The following is a 20,448-nucleotide window of genomic DNA, read 5'->3' on the forward strand; positions in this document are numbered from 1 at the left end:
CATGCCAAACAGCCAAACCTCTCTTTTAGGGCAGAGACGATTTCTGCCCTATTTCGTGACCCAATTTTTTGGTGCTTTCAACGACAATATCTTCAAAAACGTTTTACTGTTGTTTGTTGCTTTTGCTGGAGTTGGGGCGCTACCTATCTCTAGTGACTTGTTTATTAACCTAGCCGCGGGATTATTCATTCTTCCCTTCTTTCTTTTTTCCGCGTCCGCTGGTGTTTTAGCCGATAAATACGAAAAGTCTTGGTTCATTCGCAAAGTTAAGTTGGCCGAAATCGGCATCATGTGTCTTGGCGCAATCGGCTTCATTACTGAAAGCTACATCATTCTTCTTATTCTGCTGTTTTTGATGGGGACACAATCGGCGTTTTTTGGCCCGGTCAAATACGCATTGCTTCCACAACAGCTAAAACCTCAAGAGCTGGTACCAGGTAACGCTCTGGTTGAAACAGGCACGTTTCTCGCGATTCTTCTCGGTACACTAGGAGCCGGTATTATTGCTTCAGCTGAAAGCGCCAAATACGTAGCCGCCGGGTGCGTCGTGTTGTTTGCAGTGTTTGGTTATCTCGCCAGTCGTTCAATTCCTGAAGCGCCAGCAAGCGCGCCAGATTTAAAGTTCCGCTGGCAGCCAATTAAACAAACCCGAAATACCATTGCCATTGCTAAATCGGACAAGACGATTTTCCAAGCCTTGATGGCGATCAGCTGGTTCTGGTTCTTAGGTGCGGCCTACCTGACTCAATTCCCCAATTTCACTAAAATCTATCTTAATGGCAGTGAAAGTGCGGTCTCGTTTCTATTGGCACTTTTTTCTGTAGGCATCGCTTTCGGCTCTTTGGCCTGTGACAAACTATCCAATCATCGCATTGAAATCGGAATCGTCCCGCTGGGCAGTTTAGGCATCACTATCTTTGGTTTCTTAATGGCAACGTCTGTACCAACCAGTCTGCCAGAATTTGAAACCTTTACAGACTTTGTATCTTATCAGCCACTGTGGCCTGTATTTATCTCGCTGCTGATGCTGGGTGCATCCGGTGGTGTGTTTATTGTTCCGCTCTATGCATTGATGCAGCAGCGTGCCAAAGTCACAGAGCGCGCTCAGGTCATTGCAGCGCTCAACATCTACAACTCACTGTTTATGGTAGGCAGTGCCGTACTCGGTATCGTCTGTCTAGCGATTATAGAAATGAGCATTCCGCAGCTATTTCTTTTACTCGCGGTCATGAACCTAATCGTGGCGATTACCTTGTTCTTACGTGTGCCTATTTTCGCCGTGCGTTTTATCGTCTGGGTCCTCACCCACACTATGTATCGCGTTAAACACAAAAACTTGCACCACCTGCCTGAAAAAGGCGGGGCGCTGCTTGTCTGTAATCACGTCAGCTATATGGATGCTCTGCTATTGAGCGCGGTTTGCCCGAGATTGATTCGCTTTGTTATGGAAGAAGATTACGCCAACCTTCCACCTTTGCGCCGTTTTCTTAAGCGTGCAGGTGTGATCCCTATCTCTGCTTCCAACCGACGCTCCATTCGCAATGCATTTGGTGAGATAGAACAAGCGTTAGAAGAAGGTCATTTAGTCTGTATTTTTCCTGAAGGGCGCCTTACTAGTGATGGTGAAATGAATGACTTTATGCGCGGCATGGACATCATTCTTAAGCGGAGCCCTGTCCCAGTGATCCCTATTGCGATTAAAGGTCTATGGGGTAGCTTCTTTAGTCGCTATAAAGGTAAAGCTTGCAGCGGGCTGCCTACCAGATTCTGGTCCAAGTTAGAGATAGAAGCAGGCCAACCGGTTGATTCCTCAGCGGCAACCACTGAGTTAATGCAACATAAAGTATCTCAGCTCAGAGGTGACTGGAAATAACTTTGCGAACATACGTTCACTAAATATGAACGTATGTTCAATTCATTCAACTCTACTTATCGGCTGGATTTGGTTACACTCACCAGCTGTTTTGATTGCTATTTTGTGTAATGACGACGATTAAAAAGCAACTGCCATTTTGGTTGGCAATGATCATCTGCCTGACACCATGGATTACTTCACCAACCGCATTGGTGATTGGTTTCTTGCTGGCTTCATTGGGCATGGTGCCACACGATTTTAATCTGGCAAAAGTGACCAAAAAGCTATTGGCTTATTCAATCGTCGGCTTGGGCTTTGGCATTCAATTCAAAAATGCCCTTGCAGTTACCTCTGATGGCATAGGCCTTATCGTTACCACCATTATCGGCACCTTAATCATAGGCTGGTGGGTAGCAAAAGCCATTGGCCTAAATAAAGAGACGGGGTATCTGATTTCTTCCGGAACGGCCATCTGTGGTGGCAGTGCTATCGCTGCGGTTTCCCCTGCGATCAAAGCAAACGATGAGCAAATCGGCCTTTCTTTAGCCACCGTGTTTGTCCTCAATTCGATTGCTCTGTTTATCTTCCCTGTGATTGGCCATGCGCTGAATCTCGATCAACATACTTTCGGTACATGGGCTGCGATTGCCATTCATGACACTTCATCCGTCGTTGGTGCTGCGTCCGCCTACGGTGAGGAAGCACTCACCACCGCGACAACCTTAAAACTAGCACGAGCTCTTTGGATTATTCCGGTTGCGTTGTTCAGTGCCTTTTTATTCCGCAGTGATTCGAAGAAAATCACTATCCCCTACTTCATTTTGTTTTATTGCGTCGCCATTGCAGTCAGCGATCTGTTGCCACAGTTTGAGGTGATTTATCAGGGAATCTTTGATGTTGCTAAGCGAGCTTTAGTGGTGTGTTTGTTTTTGATTGGCTGCGGAATTTCGGTGGAAAAGCTCAAGTCTGCTGGACCTAAGCCATTGCTGTTTGGTGTCACACTGTGGATTGCTATATCGACCAGCTCATTAGCATGGTTAACGCTTAGCTAAAGTTCTTCAGGCTCGATTTTCAGCTTTCTGCGCTTTTGTCGTTGGTATATTAGGACCAAAGCGGCGATAAATAGAAACGCAGATAGCTCAGCCAGTGACCGCACCAAACCTTCACTTTGCACTGCGACCAGAATCTGAATCAATATTGCCAACACAATGACGGCTTTCATTAGCGCCTCTTATATCCATATACTCATATTCCAGAAAGCATTATGAGATAGAGTTATAAGTTTGATAAATTCAGATTTGGACTATGAAAGATCAATTTCAACTAAGTTGCCTTTCAACCCAATCCATAAAGGTTTTGATTTTAGGTCGATTCTCACTCCCAGAAAGGCACAACAGATCATACCCCTTACTTGTGGGCATACTTGGGAAAGGGGCAACCAGCTCACCATTGTCTATCATGGCTTTGACAAACTGATATCGCCCCATCGCGATCCCTAATGAATTTCTCGCGGCCGGAATTTCAAATCCCAACTGACTTATCGAATAATGATTCTGACTGAGTTCGACGTCTAGCTTCATATACGCCGCCCACCTTTCCCAAGCATCAGAACCAATAGAATGGATAAAGGTTGCACTCTCAAGTGCGGTCAATCCAGATTCATAAAGGTTCAATTCACTGGCGTAATCAGGAGTACAAACCGGTATGTACTGCTCACCAAACAAACGTTTAGCATAACAATCTTTGTGGTCGCCTTGCCCATAGTAGATAGCGACATCAATATTGTGAGTAGCAAGCTCTTTGGGCTCATCAGACACCAACAAGGTTACGTTAAAGCCTGGGAATTTATGGCGAAAATCTCTCAACCTCGGAATCAACCAGCCATTCGCAAAACCTGGCGAGGTCGCTATGGTCAGCTCACCTTGCATATCAGTGGTTTTAATCTCTTCAATTTCACCAAATATCGCATGCAGTGATTGTGACAGTGTTGCCTGAAATCGCCGACCTTCCGGCGTCAGCTCAAGCTTTCGTGTTCCTCTGACAAACAACGCAAAACCCAATTCGGTTTCAAGCGTTTTAATCCTGTGACTGACGGCTCCTTGGGTTAAATGCAGCTGTTTTGCCGCCACGGTAAAGCTGAGCGACTTCGCTGCGACGTTGAAGGTATGCAGGTTTCTTAGCAACAGTTGTTCATTCGCCATCACACGCACCTATGAATTAAAAATATTAATCCATACTAGCTCTACTTTAGTTTGTTTGCACCGAGAAATAAGTTTTTAATAGCACTATCAACAACCCATTTTGTAACCAGTTGTTCCTGATAGCTGGGTTCATTCAAATAATCATAAAAATTTTTAATCTGTATTTTAGGGGTATACATGAACGTTCTCGGATATATGCAAAAAGTGGGTAAGGCCCTGATGGTGCCCGTCGCCACATTGCCAGCCGCCGCTATTTTGATGGGAGTCGGCTATTGGCTTGATCCGGTAGGCTGGGGCTCTGAAAGTGTTTTAGCCGCTTTTCTTATTAAGTCCGGCGGGGCCATCATAGATAATATGGCGGTTCTGTTTGCAGTCGGTGTCGCCTTTGGCTTAAGTAAGGATAAAAACGGCTCTGCCGCGCTTTCCGGTTTTATCTGCTTTATGGTTCTCACCACACTATTGGCTCCTGCTACTGTCGCTCAACTGCTTGGTGTTGATGCAGCGCAGGTACCGGCGGCATTTAACAAAATCAACAACCAGTTCATTGGTATTTTGGTCGGCATCATTTCGGCTGAAATCTACAATAAGTATTCCGGTGTTGAACTGCCAAAAGCCCTCGCCTTCTTTAGTGGCAAGCGTCTGGTGCCAATCCTGACCTCGATTGCGGGCATGGTACTCGCCTTCATTCTACTTTACGTTTGGCCAATGGTTTACGATGCGCTGATCGTTCTTGGTACACAACTCGAATCACTGGGCGCTGTAGGTGCTGGTTTGTTCGGCTTCTTCAACCGCTTAATGCTAACCATTGGCATGCACCACGCACTTTACCCTGTCTTTTGGTTTGACGTTGTGGGCATTAATGACATTCCAAACTTCCTTGGCGGCGCACAATCCATCGCGAATGGCACGGCGGTTCCAGGGCAAACTGGTATGTATCAGGCAGGTTTCTTCCCAATCATGATGTTTGGTTTACCGGGCGCTGCTTTAGCCATGTATCACTGTGCTGATAAGGAGAACCGTGACAAGGTGTTCTCCATTATGCTGGCGGCAGCAATGGCATCATTTTTTACTGGCATCACCGAGCCACTAGAGTTCAGCTTCATGTTCCTTGCTCCTGTTCTATACCTGCTTCACGCGGTATTGACTGGAATTTCGCTCTACATTGCGGCAAGCATGGAGTGGATGGCAGGATTTGGTTTCTCAGCAGGCTTTGTCGATTTCGTACTTTCCAGCCAAAACCCACTCGCTACCCAATGGTACATGCTGATCTTGCAAGGACTTGTATTCTTCGTTATCTACTACTCAGTATTCCGTTTTGCCATTCTCAAGTTCAACCTGAAAACACCAGGTCGTGGAGAGGAAACCGAAAATGAAGGCAAAGAAGAAACTATTGGTGAGCTTACGCATCAGTATATAGAAGCCATCGGCGGCGCAGAAAACATCGTCGAAGTCGACAACTGCATCACTCGCCTACGACTATCTGTAAAAGATTCATCCATTGCTGACTCTGATAAGCTGAAACGACTGGGGGCAGCCGGCGTTGTTCCTGTTGGTAATGGCGGTTTACAAGTCGTCGTCGGATTGGGCAAAGTTGACAAGATAGCCGAGCAAATGAAAAAAGCGCTCGCCAGTTAAACATAGAGAAATGTGGTGATTTCACCGTCACCACGCCCCCTGAAGTGCAGGATCGACTAGTCACCGATTCTGCACTTCACTTTATTTATCGATTTGCTTTAAAAGCCAATCTTTGACTGCTTTTCGCGACACTTTGATCCCCGTCTGGCAAAGAAACTCTGGCAACTCATAGTAGGCGACAGGCCACTTAAACCGAGTTAAGGACTCACCGAGACGCTGCTCGATATGCTCTATATTTAAACGTTGATGACTTTGAATGACTGCGACAGGCCGATGCCCAAACTCTTTGTCTTCAATCGGTACTATGATGGATTGAATGACTTCTGGGAGCTGGTTGAGTACGGCTTCTATCTCTTCACAATGAATGTTTTCACCGCCTGAGATGAACAGGTTGTCTGCTCTGCCGATAATTTTCAGTTCACCGTTTTTCCAATCACCGAGATCTTTACTATCAAACCACGTGTCTTGGACGATAGGCTCAAGAGCACCCTGCTGATAACAACCAGATGCTAGCGTTTCACCGCCAATGTAAATCCTCTGTCCCTCAAGTTTGACTCTGCGCTTGGGCAATACCTTCCCTGCCGTATAGTTGCTATCCACCCGCTTAGCCGTCACAGTAGAAGCGGCTTCCGTCATCCCATAACCTAGCCAAGTTTCAATCCCCTGTTGTTCGGCTTTGTGGCTTAAAGAGGTGGGGATGTGGCTGCCCCCGAGTAAGACATGAGTCAGTTCAAGTGGCGTATCACTTTCTAATAATCGCTGAAGTTGCGTTGCAACCAGCGACGCATGCGTCACGTGACGGATATCTTGGTGAAGCAGCCCGCTTCCCACTTTTAACGTCGCACCTGCATGCAACCAACGATAAACAATCGCCAGCCCAGAGACATGATACATAGGCAAACTTAACAACCAGCTATCGCTCTGATTGAAGGTGAATTTTTCCAGCAGTCCTGAGGCAGAAGCCAGATGTTGTGCAGAAGTATGCGCGACCGCTTTCGGTGTTCCCGTTGAACCAGACGTAAATACAATCGAAGCTAAATTGTCTGCTTGATAACCCGTGGGATAGTCAGGCAAATCTGCGCGCGCTATCGTCATCGTCGACAAAGAAGAAAGCATCGAATCAGGCGGTGCTACCCAGACCTTCCGCTCAGATCCTGTCACATAGAGTGATGCCAACTTGGTTTCCAGTTCCACTTGAGTCTGTGGCATGGTCAAGGCACATACAGCACCAATCTCCATGCACGCAAGATAGGCTAATAGTAGATCTAAGCTGTTCTTACCAACGCACGTCAGCACCTCGCTGCGTGCTAATCCCTGTGCAGATAGGCTTGCGGCGACTTCATCCACAAGTTGCGCTAACTCAGCCCAAGTGTATTGCGTTTCTTGGTGATGCAGAGCTAACAAAGATGGGCTCGACTGAGCCCATTGTTTTAAGGGAGAGAGTTGGTTGTGCATTAAGACTGCCAGATTAGTGACTGGTCTGACAGAGAAGTCACCGGAAGCTCACAGCCTGGCCAAATAACTTCTAGCTGCTGAGCAAACAAACCTATGGTATCTAAGCCCGGAATCTCTTCAGGTAGCTGCCATTGGGCGAAGCGAGCCAATTGTGTTAGACCCAAACTGGATTCAATACTTGAGCTAATCACAGGCTTTATACCCAACTCTTTAGCGCGATTGATAAGCTCGATACAACGCTCCAGAGAACCAATTAATGTTGGCTTAATCACAATGGCCTTGGCGCCGTTGAAATCTTCCAGTTTAAAGTCATCTTTACGGATAGCGTGTTGAAGGGTTTCGTCCCATGCAATTGCAATCCCTGTATCGATAGCAAAAGAAAAACTGTCACCCGGCGCCTGACATGGCTCTTCGACAAACGCGATTCGTTGGCGCAAAGAAGGCGCAATCTTTTTGGCAAATTGCTGCGCTTTTTCTGCGGTCCAAGCGCGATTAGCATCCAATCTTAGTGTCAGATCTGGAATGGATTCCAGAAACAGACTGACGATCAACCCGTCACGCACAGGCTCATACAGGCCTACTTTTATTTTGGCGACTTTCTCGCCCGGCATATTGTCGAGCTTAGGCAAAAGTTCATCTGGATCACCAGAACACAATGGCGCAGCTTGGTAGCAACCTGTATCAGGAAGACCATTAGCCAACTCCAGTTGAGCCATGGATAAACCAAAAGCCACCGATGGGTATAAATCTGTATAGTCGAGAGCTTGACCGCTCTGCCACAGGGCCAGTTGTTCGATGAGTTGAGAGTAAACGTCGTCCATACTCTCAACACTGAACCCAGGTAGCGGCGCTATTTCCCCTCGCCCCACTTCCCCGTCACTTTCTAGCACAACCACAAAGCCTTCTCGTTCCGTGAGCCTTTGCTCTCTCAGTATCACTCCGCTATCCATAGGCAGCTCGTAGCGATACAGTTTGGCTGTTCTCATACCAATATCCCTTCTAATCGTTTTGTAATCGTTGATGTATGCTGTTGTTTATTTGATTGTTTTCGATTTAAACGAGGGCCAAAGGTGCTTAGTTAAGCACCTTTGATTTTTACGTTTTAAACCCGAACTGCACATCAAGGATTACGAGGGAATTTATTAAAGTCTGGTCGACGTTTCTCATTGAACGCATTACGACCTTCCTGACCTTCTTCAGTCATGTAAAACATCATGGTTGCGTTACCGGCTAACTCCTGCAGACCTGCCTGCCCATCACAATCAGCATTCAATGCAGCTTTCAGGCAACGCAATGCCATAGGGCTATGTTGCAGGGTTTCACGACACCAGCGAACGGTCTCTTTCTCCAATTCTTCAAGTGGCACCACGGTATTAACCAGCCCCATATCCAATGCTTCTTGAGCATCATAGAAACGGCATAGGAACCAGATCTCACGAGCTTTCTTCTGGCCGACAATTCGAGCCATATATGAGGCACCCCAGCCGCCATCAAACGAACCAACTTTTGGCCCCGTCTGACCAAACTGAGCATTGTCTGCGGCAATGGTTAAGTCACACATCATATGCAGAACATGACCACCACCCACAGCCCAACCTGCAACAGCTGCGATAACTGGTTTAGGGCAAGTACGGATCTGGCGCTGGAAATCAAGCACGTTGAGGTGATGAGTACCGGAGTCGTCTTGATAACCGCCGTAATCACCACGGATTTTTTGGTCACCGCCCGAGCAGAAAGCCTTTTCGCCAAGTCCCGTCAAAATGATCACGCCGACGCCTTCGTCATAGCGTGCATCCGCTAGCGCATTGATCATTTCTTTAACGGTTTGAGGACGGAACGCATTGCGTACCTGAGGGCGAGCGATGGTGATTTTTGCGATACCATCTTCGGATTTGTGGTACTGAATATCTTCATATTCACCTGTGCAATCGTTCCAGTGTACTGGTGCGTATAGTTCTTCTTCTGAAATACCGACTGTTTTTGCCATGGTGATTCCTGTTTGTTGACGTTGCGCTGTTAGAGAAATGCGCGAATTTGAGATTTAACAATGGCGGTAAACGCTTCGGGCTGTTCGATGTGAACATTATGCCCAGCTTGCTCTACCTGGCTATAAGACAAACCGCTCTGTTCGGCCAAACGGCTGAACTTACTGTCTTTTTCACCACAAATATAATGTACTGGAATGCTCAAGCCTGTTAGTGACTCAAGCAAATAATCTTGTTTTGCTAATGAGGTTGCCATCAACATTTTGCCAACTGATGGGCCTAGGTTAGCACTGCGTTTGTGTATGAGTGTTTGTCTTTGCTCATGGTTTAGTGAACTAAATACTGGCTGTTGATACCAATCGCCTAACACTTGTTCGATTGGTTCGTGATGAAATCGCTCAGCCCAACGAGAGTCATTGCCGAAACGGGCTATTTTTTCTGCTGCATTGCGAAGCCCAAAGTTTCCACCTTCAGAGATAAGCATTTGAATATTAAGCTCAGAAAAGTAGTGTTTAGAGAGCCCTACCATCGCAATTCGAGCTCCCATTGAATAACCCACTAACACTATAGGTGGTCGATGAGGAAATTGAGTAAGTAAAACGTCAGATATTTGATCGCAGCACGTTTTAAAATCGCGACAATGCATCAATTTGCTCATCCCATGACCAGGAAGATCGATACACAAAGCAGGGTATTCGGGAATCAATTGCCTACAACGGTTCCAGTCATCACTGCTGCCAAGTAGGCCATGTAAGTAAACAATCAACGGCTGCGAGCTATCAGTGCTCGCATTGTTGTAAAGGCGGCTATAGAGCATGAAGGCGTTGAGTGATTTCTTTTAATTGTGTGGAAGCTTGCTCGGGAGGTGTCTGTACTTCGACAAGCAATGCTCCCTCGCCCTGTTGTAGATGCTGATCTACTAACTCCGTGTAAGCAGCAAGAGTAGTTGGTTTTTGGTATCGAATGCCAAATTGCAGCGCGGCATGCTCGAAAGTATAACCATGAGGCATCTGATACAGAGATTGTTTCTGCGCCTGAGGGACAGGGAGTAAATCAAAGATCGCCCCTCCGTCATTATTGGTGACCACAATAACGACCGGCGTTTTTTCATGGGTCAACAGAGACAAAGAGTTCAGATCGTACAATGCCGACGTATCACCAATAAACAATACGCTGGGTTTACGAGTAGCCCGCACAACACCCGTTAGAGTCGCAATCAAACCGTCGATCCCGGAAGCGCCTCGGTTGCTAAACGTTTCAAGGTTTATCATCGAACCAAACATATCCACCAGCCGAACAAACAGACTGTTGCCCAAAAAGACCTGAGCTTGCTGTGGTAACTCTTTGATAGATGTAGCCAGCGCAATCTCATTGGCTGACTGCTGGTTTTGTTCATATTGAGCAGATAACGCTGCCACACCTAGTGAATAGTGCTCTAACTCCGCAGCCCAGCCAGAATGAGGGCTCTTGGCTTCAACAGATTCTCTTATCCAACTCTCAATCCAAACCCCGATGTCTACGACGTGGTGAGTTTGTGGTAAGTGACATTGGTTGTTGCGTTCGACGCGGGGAGAAACAAAATGATAACCCGCTTGTCTGGATTCAACTTGCTGAGATATCCACTGATTGAGCCGTTTTGACACAATCCGCGAGCCAAACTGCACAATGACGTGAGCCTGATTCAGCACTTCTTTCGCAGACGGGCTCTGCAACCAAAGATCATAATGTGCGAAAGGAGACGAAACTCCCGATTGCGGATCGCACAAACATGGCCAGCCCAGATTTTCCGCCAGCTGTTTCGCCTGCTGCGCTTCCTCTAAGGTGACACTACCAACGACAATAACCCCCAGCTTGTCAGATAAGTCAGCGTAGTGAAGAGCGGGCAATGACTGAGTTCGAGCCTTGCAACTATAAGGCTTGTCAGAGTGAAACCAAGATTTTACTTCATCGAGATACGCCTGAAATATTCCTTTCGATTCAGAGCCATACAAAGGTTCAGGAAACGGGCAATTGATGTGGACAGCCCCGCCTTTCTCAGCTTGTTCAAACATGTATTGATCAACGGAAGTCAGCAGCCACTTAAGCGATATGGAATCCGAAGGGCTTGGTAACTCAAGGCTAGAGGTGACATGAGTTGAGAAAATGCCAGATTGATGGATCGCCTGATTGGCCCCACAGTCAATCAGTTCTACGGGCCTGTCTGCGGTCAGCACCACCAGCTTTTCGCCCGTTAGTTTAGCTTCGGCAATCGCAGGCAACAGATTTGCTACCGCTGTACCCGATGTCACAATCAGTGCAACAGGCTTGCAGCTCGCCTTTGCTAGACCGAGAGCGAGAAAACCTAAACCACGTTCATCAAAATGTGTGTGGAGGTTCAGGTTTGTATTGTCTTGCGCCTCCAGCGTTAATGGAGTCGAGCGTGAGCCCGGGGCAATACACACTTCAGTCACACCGAGACGAGATAGCTCTTCAAGCAAGGTATGAGACCAAATGCGATTGATGACGGCTTGGTTTTGATTGCCCATTTACGACGCTACTCCCAGTGGAGGAATATCAGTGATCAGCGATAGCAAGGTCGACATTTTCTTATCCAACTCCTGCCATTCATTATCCGCTACAGAGCCCGGGACAATGCCTGCGCCTGCGAATAATTGAACCTCTTCACCAAGAATAAGAGCGCTGCGTATCGCCACACAAAATTCAGCACGCTGATGACTAATAAAACCCATTGAGCCCGCATACCAACCCCGTGCAAAGGGCTCGTTATCCTGGATAAAGGCCATCGACTCTCTACGTGGTAATCCGGCAACCGCTGCGGTCGGTTGCAATGCCCCCAGCAGTTGAACACCATTAATGCCCGGTTTGAGGTGTGCATGGATACTGCGTTTAAGGTGCTGCACTTTACGCAGCCTAACCAAACGGGCTTCTTGCTCAACCTCGACGTGCTCCGAGTGAGGCGTTAGTCGATCGATAATGTCATCGACGACATATTGGTTCTCATTAAGATTCTTGCTGTCTTGCGATAACCAATTTGCCAACTCCATATCGTGGCTGGCATTGTCTCCTCGGCCTATCGTGCCCGCCAAAGCTTCGGTGTAGAGCTCCTGACCTTGTCTGGCATACAGACGTTCTGGTGTCGAGCCTATAAAGCTGTGCTTTTTATCCAGAGAGAGCATAAAGTGGAAGCTATGGTGGTTTTGCAGATAGCTTGATTTCAGTAGCTGCGCGGCACTCACCGTGCTGTCCATCTGTACGGAAGTTCTGCGGGCCAATACTACTTTCTTAAAGTCGTCATTCTCGATACCAGTCAGGACTTTCTCAACCAGCTCAGACCATTGCGGTTTTTCCGGTATGTGGCTGATGCTTTTGATCTGCGCAGAAACAGGCAGTAGAGATCCGGCTTCAACTTTAAGTTTACTGAGCCCTGCCAATGTCCGATGTTTATCGGCTGTCAGGTTGACGGCTAATGACCAGCGGTTATCAAAACGAATTAGCTCAATTTGCGGCAGGAAGAAAAAAGAAGACATACAGCGACGATTCTTTTCTGTCTGGCCGTCAAAAGAACGCCCACCCCAGATGCGTTGGTCATCTGCCAGAATCGTATAGGCCGGAGCAGGGTCGACAAAGGTATGTAACTGCCCCAATGCCACCACTTCTTCACGGGTATCGCGAGATTGCCAATAAAACTTTGGAAAGAGTGGCTGAGCTTCCAGCCAGTCTATGAATGCAAAATCTGGTTTTTCCTCAAGAACTTGAACCAGACGGTTTACGCCGTCTTCTGCATCCTTTACGCGTTCGATCAGTTCAGTAACGGCTTGATGAAAGTGTGACAAATCAGCCTCGTATGCCTGGGGATTTTTATTCATTTTAGATCGCTACTCTATTAATAGACCTTACTCAGATCAAGGTTGTAGCCCATCTTTTGCATAATCCTGTGATTGCAAACGAACAAAGCGCATACAAAAAAGCGTATTAATTCAGTTTTTTATTCTAACAAAGGCCTTTTTGATGTACTTTAATAAAGAAATACAATCATTTTTAGGTTTTACACAATGCAAAATATCGGGATGTCGTCAAAACTCGATAATGTCTGCTATGACATTAGGGGACCTGTACTCAAACATGCTAAGCGCATGGAGGAAGAGGGGCATAAAATACTGAAGCTAAATATCGGTAATCCCGCCCCATTTGGATTTGACGCCCCGGATGAAATCTTGGTTGATGTCATTCGTAACCTACCTACTTCACAAGGCTACTGTGACTCGAAAGGCATCTACTCTGCTCGTAAAGCCGTCGTTCAGCACTATCAACGTAAAGGCATCCGTTCTTTAGATGTCGAAGACGTGTATATCGGCAATGGCGCATCAGAACTGATCGTTATGGCAATGCAGGCTTTGCTCAACAATGGCGATGAGATGCTGGTTCCCGCTCCGGATTACCCACTTTGGACAGCGTCTGTTGCCCTATCTGGCGGAAAAGCCGTGCATTACCTTTGTGATGAGCAAGCTGACTGGTACCCAGATCTGGATGATATTCGCAAGAAAATCACCCCAAAAACCCGTGGTATTGTCTTAATTAACCCCAACAACCCGACAGGTGCAGTGTACAGTCGCGACTTCTTATTAGAAGTGATTGAGATTGCCCGACAGCACAAGCTGATCATCTTCGCTGATGAAATTTACGATAAAGTACTCTATGACGGCGCCACACACACGTCTGTTGCGACACTCTCAGATGATGTTCTGACTGTTACCTTTAACGGCTTATCTAAAGCTTATCGCGTCTGTGGTTTCCGTGGTGGCTGGATGTTCCTCACCGGCCCGAAACATCTCGCTCAAGGATACGTAAATGGCTTAGATATGCTGGCTTCAATGCGTTTGTGTGCCAATGTACCGATGCAACATGCAATTCAGACCGCACTGGGTGGCTATCAAAGTATTAATGAATTGATCCTGCCCGGCGGCCGCTTATTAGAACAGCGTGACCGCGCCTTTGAACTGATCAATCAAATCCCTGGCGTTTCCTGCGTGAAGCCTAAAGGCGCGATGTATCTGTTCCCAAAAATCGACACTAAGATGTACAACATCAAAGATGATCAGAAGATGGTGCTCGACTTCCTAATTCAGGAAAAAGTTCTGTTGGTTCAAGGCTCAGGCTTCAACTGGCCAAAACCCGATCACTTCCGCATTGTGACCCTGCCACACGTTGAAGATCTCGAAATGGCAATTGGACGCTTTGAACGCTTCCTGTCGACGTATAGCCAGTAGTAATTAGATTCGATCTTTCATATGCTTAAAGAGCACTCACTGAGTGCTCTTTTTTATTAGGAGGAAGATCCTACTGTTATAAGGAAAAATACTGTGAGGCCAAAACAAAGTACATTTATGGCTTGGGTAACGCGAATGCCACTGATTAAGCGATGGGCTCTAATGCACTGCTTTCAGGAAGAAAACGTATCTGAGCATTCTCATCAAGTATCAGTGATAGCGCACTTGCTGACCGTTATAAGGAACAAACGCTATGGGGGAACACTCAATCCAGACAGGGCTGCTGTAGTTGCTATCTATCATGAAATTTCCGAAACCAAGCTGCAAGACATGAATTCAAAGACGAAATATCATAGCCCTGAATTCACTGCTGCATTTAAAAAGCTTGAAGATATTGCCGAGCAAGAATGCTTAGAAACCTTACCTGAAGATTTACGGAGTGAATTTTCTAGCTTACTCGTGCAGAAAAATGTAGATGTAGAATATAAGAAAATTGTGAAAGCAGCCGATATACTCGCAGCTTATATCAAGACATTAAACGAGCTCAGGTTTAACAACGATGAATTTCTACATGTAAAGGAAGGGCTGGATCCAAGTATTGAAGGTCTAATACAATCCATGCCAGAAGTGAGAGATTTCATGGAAATATTTTGTGATAGCTGTACCACTACCTTTGATAAGATATCCGGTTAGGGTTAACTAATTTCAGGTTATATCACTATTAAAAGCACCAAGCTTCACGAAGATACTATGTTGATTTTAGTTGAACCTTGGGCACATGTTCGTAATTCAAAATAATCACAACACTGAAGCAAGCCGCCAGCATTTCAGGGTTCCACCACCCGTGATAGAGAGATTCAAGAACAAATGTTGCAACCGGTAGTGACGTTAGCATAAAGCTAAATTGCGTAGCACCAACGTTTTGTAAAGCACTTTGAGCTAAAAAGTTAGGAATAATCATAAGTACAAAGGTTAATGAAGCTAACACTAAAATGCTCTTCGTATCTAATGCTAAAGAACTCACACCTGACTCAGAGTTAATTGATAATACGAGTGCCATTATTGCCATGAGATAGAATCTTATAGATAATAACCCCTGTGGACTTATTCCTGTATTCTGGCTAAAAACATAGGACCTTTTAATATATACATAATTTGCTATCCCACCAAAAATTGAGGCAAACGTTACTGTATAGGGTATTTGTTCTTCAATTTTAAAACATACAATGATAGATATAATAACCAAGAAAAATTTTATATATTTCCTACTTAAAAATGCAGCTACACCACCTGTCGTCAAAAAGTAAACGGCTAAAAAGTAGTTCGCGGTACCATTTACAGTACAATAATATGTCGCAGCCCACATAAATAATAATGAGGAAGACAACAATAACCAGCCCTTAAAGTCTTTTTTTATGTGCTTATGGTTATCAGATATATTCTTAGCATCTATCAGCAAAAAGAATATCATCGTAATAATAGTACTGTAAAACAACATTGAAAAAACTGAGTACTGTTTACCGACATCTCCTAGAAATACGGTAGCCGATGACATTACCAATATATATGAAAAACAGTATACACGACCATTTATCATATAAATGGAGCTCCTGTTCTCTCTAAATACTCTAGTTGTTTGAAATCAGAAGATAGCGAACTTTCGTTGTTAGACTCTAATACCACAAGCATAGACACATCCATAAGTGTATGCTTCACATCATCACTATCATAGTGTTTTTTGAGAACTGTTATCTTTCTAATACTTTTTAAAGACTCTATGAGACTAGTGTCAACCGAGTTATATTTTCCGATACGATTCTTAAAGAAATAAACTAATGAATATTCCTTTCTATTGTTATGCTTTATCGGCTCTTCGCCAAGGCATTTAAGGTATGAGTCAACATGATCAACACCTACTTGATTTTGCGCCATTAGACAGTTTGCACCTTGAGCGCCTGATATTCTAGGATTCAGTTCTATTAGATAGAATTCACCATTTTCTTCCATTAATTCACAATGAGCGAAACCAAATTTAAACTCCAAACTATTAAGCACGTCTTTCACATAGGCGTAAGCTTGTTGAACCTCCTCTCTGCATAAAGGCAAACTATGTGTTGACTGGTATTCAAAAGCACCATTCTTTTGGTTTTTTGATAACACCCAGAAAAAGACAACTGGTGTTCACCTTTCCAAGATATCGTATCAACAACATACTCGACACCCTGAATTTTTCGTTGAATCAACATATCGACACTGCTCGACATATTAACAATATAGCTCTCTAACTCTACGAATGACGCTGGTGAGAATACCGATTCAGAAGCAGAGCTACCAGTGTTAGGCTTTACAACGACAGCTCCCTGATGTATGTCAAAAAAGCGCTTCGTTATTGAAACCTTATCTTCAACGGGTAAGTCTTTTACTATAAGTTCTTGTTCAATGTGCCTAAGACCTATCTCTTTGAGTTTTTCATTCATATTGAATTTATTATCTCTTAGAAAGGAAGATTCTGGGTCATTTGTCGTTGTGGGAAACAGAGTATGAATAAGAAGTTCTGAATACTGAAAGTCAATCATTTCAGATCCAGCCCAACCATGAACAATATCGTAATTGCACATCAAAGATCTTATTGTATTCAAGTCTTCCTCTAAGTTTCGAGAGGACAAAACAAGCTCATCAATATCCAGCTGATAGTAATCACAGTACTTACTGACAGGGTCTCTCGTAGAAATAACTATACTAGCAAAACCATATTCTGAAAGTTTGTGCAAAATAAATCTTATGGACGCCAATGGATTGATCATTACTATCGCTTTTTTCATTGACTAGACCTCTGTAGTAAGTTCTTTTCTAATAGATATATCTGAATCTATACGCATAAATTCAGAGAGTAAGCGAATAAAGTACTCCTCAGTTAGTAAAAAAAACTCAAACCGACAATTTAATATTAATCATACGGTTACTTGTTAGTGGGGCCAGTGAAGCTGTCTTCATTAGACTGTACGCTGACAGATAAAAACGGCTCCTATTAAAGGAGCCGTTGTTATTTACACCAGTGCGATTGTACTAGTTACATGCCGCTTGTTGTTCCCACATGGTAGCAACACCTGGTTCATCACCTGCGCTCGCCCAGTATGCCGCAACCCAGAAGTAGCCGTCATGAGACACTTCAGAATATTGAGCATACGACTTCGAGTCATCCCATGGCAGTACAACGTCACTGACCAGTTCCCAAACGTCAGCGACTCCTGGCTCTTCCCCTACATTCGCATACCATTGGTTTTGCCATACAAAACCGTTATGACTAACGAGTGTTCCTGAATCTGGGTATTGTGCACTGCTATCCCAAGCTGGATGGTTGCCCGCATCAGGGTCTGGCTGAGGTTCACAGCTATCCCCTTCAGGGAAAGTAAAGTTCACACTTCCATTTGCGGAGTCCGTTGCACCAAAGTTATCGGTGACGTTTAGCGAGAAGTTAAACTCTCCTTCCATCTCAGGCGTGTAAACCGTCGTGGGTTGATCCGAGCCCGGAATCGTTAGCACGTCACCATTTGGTGCAGTACCGCTCCACGAGAATGACTCAATCCTGCCATCGTCACTGGACTTAGATCCATCCAAATGAATTTCTCCTCCTTCCACCGTTACGGCGACATCAGCATGAGGATCTTCATTGGCATCAGCATCCCCAGACACCGCAATCGTCACGGAATCACTGTCTTCTAGACTTCCATCGGATACTGTTAGTGTAAAGGCTAGTGTCTGGTCATAGTTTCTTAGGCTATTACTATCAACCTCGATCACAGCTTTCGCCCCACCATCTTCAAGTGGCAGACTCTGGCCTTGTGTTTGTACCCATTGGTAACTCAGTTCTTCCCCTTCGGGATCACTCGAGTTAGAGCCATTCAGAGTAAAACTATCACCACGGGTAATGGACTGATCTTGCCCCGCATCCGCCACTGGTGGCTGATTATCCGGTGTAGGTACCGTCAAGGTGTAAACCATAGTATCGCTTGAGCTAGCTTCCGCTTCATCCGTAACGGTAAGCTGGAAGGTTGCCGTCACATCAGAATCTACATCAGACACGGTAAAATGTGTCGTTGCTTGGGTTGAGTCATCAATAGAGATCGCCGAAGCATCTGTACCTTCCACGTCCACCAAGGACCATACATAAGTCAACGCACCCTGTGCACTGGTAGACTGGCTACCATCAAGCGTATACTGTACCCCGGATTCAAGCTCAGCACTCATATCCGCTCCAGCATCCGCAGCCGTTTCCGCGTTTTCAGGTTCTAGGTTCGTTAACTCACGACACTGCTGAGGTGATGTAATGTTTGTACCACAGCTGTATATGATATTGTTCATATCAATGTTGCCTGAAGCATCTGTCTGCTGGTACCCCAAGCCTTCACGAGCTGCGTTAAGCAGAATGCCATTATCATAATCCGCCATCCAAGTGAAAATCCCGCCCAGATTGTACTTCTCTACATACTTCGCTTTCATATAAGCAGTGCGTGGGGTATCTAAAGAGATAAAGAACTTTCTCTCGGGGCTGTATATGTAGTCAGCGTTAGCATGTGCATCGGTATACAAGTTGTAACTTTCTATCTTGTCTATTTGAAAGCCGTCGCTTTCTGAAATCGAAGCAAAGGTTTGTTCAATGTCATACCATTCGTAAATTCCAGGTTCCCATGACCCACCCACTTTTACATCAGGGTCCGAAGGCATACTGTAACTACCCTCAAGTGGAGAAAAGCTGGTCACCTGAGCTTCTGTCGCATTACGGCTGTATGTGGCGTACCCAATCTGAATCGCCTGAGATGGAACATTCATACTTTCAATCAAGTAGCTGATAGAATCATCCGCTGACCACTCAGCCTCTGCATAAGGGAAAGTATTGGTATGGTGGGCGAGAGATTCCGCCCAAGGCGTGCCAAAGAAGTCATATGTCATCAGGTGAATCGTATCAACACCCGCGCGATAGACATTACCGATATCACCGGCTTGAATTTTATCGACGGGCGCAGGGGCAGCAATGGCAATTTCGACGTCTTCAAGACCTGCGTCATCCAGAGCACTCCTCAGTTCTCTAATCAGCGTCGCGTAGTTTTCACCGTCCGCGTCACTTGAACTGTTACCATCAGCACCACCTCCGCCAGGGTATTCCCAGTCTAAATCAATCTGAGAAAAGAAAGTGAAGCGCTTGAAGATCTCCACAACACTTGCAATAAAGATGGCGCGATTGTCCGGATCGGCTGCCATGCGTGAAAACGGCTCAGATAGAGACCAGCCTCCGACACTAAAGGCGACGGCCAAATCTGGATTCTGCCCCTTAAGCTTTTTCATCGCCCCTAAGAAGCCTGCAACTCTGTCTTCTCCTTGGTACCAACGCTGGAGCAAAACATCTTCATCTTCCCAGTTTGGATTGCCTACGGCTGCAATTTCAGCTTCCGTTAAGACACCAGCACCATCGGTTGCCATATCCGCCCAAGCATCGGTGGTCAGAACCTCAAAATCCTTACCATGCTCAGGGTTAGCATCTTTGGCAAAACCACAAAGTCTCTCAAGTGATTCAACCGCAGACGTATTCGAGCTATCACCTATTTCGGAGCCACACATTCCAAAGAAGGAGAGTATTATCTTGTCGTAACCCTCGGAAAATTTGGATAGATCGACCCCACGAGCATAAAAGCCCCAGTTAGACAAATAAGCGGAGATTTTAGGCAGTTCAGAGTTCTCTTCGTACTCATTGACATAAAACGGGCTACCCGATGCAACAGGCCCTTTCGGTGCCAATGGATCTGTCCGTTCCGCCCACTCTTCCGGAGAGATGTATCTCTCATCTTCACGAGTAAAATCACCCGCAGTGGCAGTAGATGCTATGAGTACTAAAATTGACGTTGTTAATAAATTTAGCTTCATTTCTTAGATTCCAAATTGTTTTGTGTACATATGTTTAAATGACACAAATTTAATAGAAACCAATTTCATATTGGCAGATTCAATTTAGAACGAAAGATGTAAAAAATAGGCAGGAAGAGGTGAATCATTCT

At 45.5% G+C, this 20,448-nt stretch carries 17 protein-coding genes; 5 read left to right on the top strand and 12 right to left on the bottom strand.

Annotated features, from left to right (window positions below):
- Position 1 precedes the first annotated feature (1 nt).
- Positions 2-1,873, top strand: coding sequence for an MFS transporter (locus F0265_RS08340; protein ID WP_038512695.1), 1,872 nt, complete (start codon positions 2-4; stop codon positions 1,871-1,873).
- Positions 1,874-1,983: 110 nt separating this feature from the next.
- Positions 1,984-2,907, top strand: a complete 924-nt coding sequence (locus F0265_RS08345; RefSeq protein ID WP_171748524.1) for a putative sulfate exporter family transporter — start codon at positions 1,984-1,986, stop codon at positions 2,905-2,907.
- On the opposite strand, the gene F0265_RS08350 is transcribed toward F0265_RS08345, so the two are convergent.
- Both F0265_RS08350 and F0265_RS08355 read right to left on the bottom strand, forming a co-directional pair.
- Positions 2,904-3,077 carry a hypothetical protein gene (locus tag F0265_RS08350; protein ID WP_006959233.1) on the bottom strand — a complete coding sequence of 58 codons (174 nt, stop codon included), beginning with the start codon at positions 3,075-3,077 and terminating at the stop codon, positions 2,904-2,906. The genes F0265_RS08345 and F0265_RS08350 overlap by 4 nt on opposite strands.
- Positions 3,078-3,174: 97 nt before the next feature.
- Complete coding sequence (locus F0265_RS08355) at positions 3,175-4,056, bottom strand: LysR substrate-binding domain-containing protein (RefSeq protein WP_171748525.1); 882 nt, start codon at positions 4,054-4,056, stop codon at positions 3,175-3,177.
- 177 nt (positions 4,057-4,233) lie between these two features.
- Between F0265_RS08355 and nagE the strand changes: the two genes are divergently transcribed.
- On the top strand, positions 4,234-5,691 hold the full coding sequence (gene nagE, locus F0265_RS08360; protein ID WP_171748526.1) for an N-acetylglucosamine-specific PTS transporter subunit IIBC: 1,458 nt from the start codon (positions 4,234-4,236) through the stop codon (positions 5,689-5,691).
- Between the two features lie 81 nt (positions 5,692-5,772).
- Here nagE and menE read toward each other — a convergent pair whose 3' ends face one another.
- The 6 genes from menE to F0265_RS08390 form a co-directional block, all read right to left on the bottom strand.
- Positions 5,773-7,146, bottom strand: a complete 1,374-nt coding sequence (gene menE / locus F0265_RS08365; RefSeq protein ID WP_171748527.1) for an o-succinylbenzoate--CoA ligase — start codon at positions 7,144-7,146, stop codon at positions 5,773-5,775.
- Complete coding sequence (menC, locus tag F0265_RS08370; RefSeq protein WP_171748528.1) at positions 7,146-8,132, bottom strand: o-succinylbenzoate synthase; 987 nt, start codon at positions 8,130-8,132, stop codon at positions 7,146-7,148. Before menC ends, menE begins: the two co-directional genes overlap by 1 nt.
- 134 nt (positions 8,133-8,266) lie before the next feature.
- Positions 8,267-9,133, bottom strand: a complete 867-nt coding sequence (gene menB / locus F0265_RS08375) for a 1,4-dihydroxy-2-naphthoyl-CoA synthase (protein WP_171748529.1) — start codon at positions 9,131-9,133, stop codon at positions 8,267-8,269.
- Between the two features lie 29 nt (positions 9,134-9,162).
- A complete protein-coding gene (menH, locus tag F0265_RS08380) occupies positions 9,163-9,948 on the bottom strand; it encodes a 2-succinyl-6-hydroxy-2,4-cyclohexadiene-1-carboxylate synthase (RefSeq protein WP_171748530.1) in 786 nt (261 codons plus the stop codon).
- Entirely contained in the window at positions 9,938-11,656 is a 1,719-nt protein-coding gene (gene menD / locus F0265_RS08385) for a 2-succinyl-5-enolpyruvyl-6-hydroxy-3-cyclohexene-1-carboxylic-acid synthase (protein ID WP_171748531.1), read from the bottom strand. The genes menH and menD overlap by 11 nt, the downstream gene beginning before the upstream one ends.
- Positions 11,657-12,964, bottom strand: a complete 1,308-nt coding sequence (locus F0265_RS08390; RefSeq protein WP_171748768.1) for an isochorismate synthase — start codon at positions 12,962-12,964, stop codon at positions 11,657-11,659.
- Between the two features lie 219 nt (positions 12,965-13,183).
- On the opposite strand from F0265_RS08390, the gene F0265_RS08395 reads away from it, so the two are divergent.
- The gene (locus F0265_RS08395) at positions 13,184-14,398 is read left to right on the top strand and encodes a pyridoxal phosphate-dependent aminotransferase (protein WP_006959240.1); all 1,215 of its coding nucleotides are present in this window, start codon (positions 13,184-13,186) and stop codon (positions 14,396-14,398) included.
- 93 nt (positions 14,399-14,491) lie between these two features.
- Entirely contained in the window at positions 14,492-15,091 is a 600-nt protein-coding gene (yfbR, locus tag F0265_RS08400) for a 5'-deoxynucleotidase (protein ID WP_171748532.1), read from the top strand.
- 55 nt (positions 15,092-15,146) lie between these two features.
- On the opposite strand, the gene F0265_RS08405 is transcribed toward yfbR, so the two are convergent.
- The 4 genes from F0265_RS08405 to F0265_RS08420 form a co-directional block, all read right to left on the bottom strand.
- A complete protein-coding gene (locus F0265_RS08405) occupies positions 15,147-15,995 on the bottom strand; it encodes a hypothetical protein (RefSeq protein WP_171748533.1) in 849 nt (282 codons plus the stop codon).
- Positions 15,992-16,462, bottom strand: coding sequence for a hypothetical protein (locus F0265_RS08410; protein ID WP_171748534.1), 471 nt, complete (start codon positions 16,460-16,462; stop codon positions 15,992-15,994). The genes F0265_RS08405 and F0265_RS08410 overlap by 4 nt, the downstream gene beginning before the upstream one ends.
- Positions 16,459-17,220 carry a hypothetical protein gene (locus F0265_RS08415; protein WP_171748535.1) on the bottom strand — a complete coding sequence of 254 codons (762 nt, stop codon included), beginning with the start codon at positions 17,218-17,220 and terminating at the stop codon, positions 16,459-16,461. Before F0265_RS08415 ends, F0265_RS08410 begins: the two co-directional genes overlap by 4 nt.
- Positions 17,221-17,464: 244 nt before the next feature.
- Positions 17,465-20,317 carry a glycosyl hydrolase family 18 protein gene (locus F0265_RS08420; protein ID WP_171748536.1) on the bottom strand — a complete coding sequence of 951 codons (2,853 nt, stop codon included), beginning with the start codon at positions 20,315-20,317 and terminating at the stop codon, positions 17,465-17,467.
- Positions 20,318-20,448 lie beyond the last annotated feature (131 nt).

The sequence above is a fragment of the Vibrio sp. RE88 genome, assembly GCF_013113835.1.
Classification (GTDB): domain Bacteria; phylum Pseudomonadota; class Gammaproteobacteria; order Enterobacterales; family Vibrionaceae; genus Vibrio.

What these genes read in the sequence shown, in the direction of transcription:
- F0265_RS08340 (WP_038512695.1), top strand. Translation starts at nt 2, where the DNA reads ATGCCAAACAGCCAAACCTCTCTTTTAGGGCAGAGACGATTTCTGCCC.
- F0265_RS08345 (WP_171748524.1), top strand. Translation starts at nt 1,984, where the DNA reads ATGACGACGATTAAAAAGCAACTGCCATTTTGGTTGGCAATGATCATC.
- F0265_RS08350 (WP_006959233.1), bottom strand. Translation starts at nt 3,077, where the DNA reads ATGAAAGCCGTCATTGTGTTGGCAATATTGATTCAGATTCTGGTCGCA.
- F0265_RS08355 (WP_171748525.1), bottom strand. Translation starts at nt 4,056, where the DNA reads ATGGCGAATGAACAACTGTTGCTAAGAAACCTGCATACCTTCAACGTC.
- nagE (WP_171748526.1), top strand. Translation starts at nt 4,234, where the DNA reads ATGAACGTTCTCGGATATATGCAAAAAGTGGGTAAGGCCCTGATGGTG.
- menE (WP_171748527.1), bottom strand. Translation starts at nt 7,146, where the DNA reads ATGCACAACCAACTCTCTCCCTTAAAACAATGGGCTCAGTCGAGCCCA.
- menC (WP_171748528.1), bottom strand. Translation starts at nt 8,132, where the DNA reads ATGAGAACAGCCAAACTGTATCGCTACGAGCTGCCTATGGATAGCGGA.
- menB (WP_171748529.1), bottom strand. Translation starts at nt 9,133, where the DNA reads ATGGCAAAAACAGTCGGTATTTCAGAAGAAGAACTATACGCACCAGTA.
- menH (WP_171748530.1), bottom strand. Translation starts at nt 9,948, where the DNA reads ATGCTCTATAGCCGCCTTTACAACAATGCGAGCACTGATAGCTCGCAG.
- menD (WP_171748531.1), bottom strand. Translation starts at nt 11,656, where the DNA reads ATGGGCAATCAAAACCAAGCCGTCATCAATCGCATTTGGTCTCATACC.
- F0265_RS08395 (WP_006959240.1), top strand. Translation starts at nt 13,184, where the DNA reads ATGCAAAATATCGGGATGTCGTCAAAACTCGATAATGTCTGCTATGAC.
- F0265_RS08405 (WP_171748533.1), bottom strand. Translation starts at nt 15,995, where the DNA reads ATGATAAATGGTCGTGTATACTGTTTTTCATATATATTGGTAATGTCA.
- F0265_RS08415 (WP_171748535.1), bottom strand. Translation starts at nt 17,220, where the DNA reads ATGAAAAAAGCGATAGTAATGATCAATCCATTGGCGTCCATAAGATTT.
- F0265_RS08420 (WP_171748536.1), bottom strand. Translation starts at nt 20,317, where the DNA reads ATGAAGCTAAATTTATTAACAACGTCAATTTTAGTACTCATAGCATCT.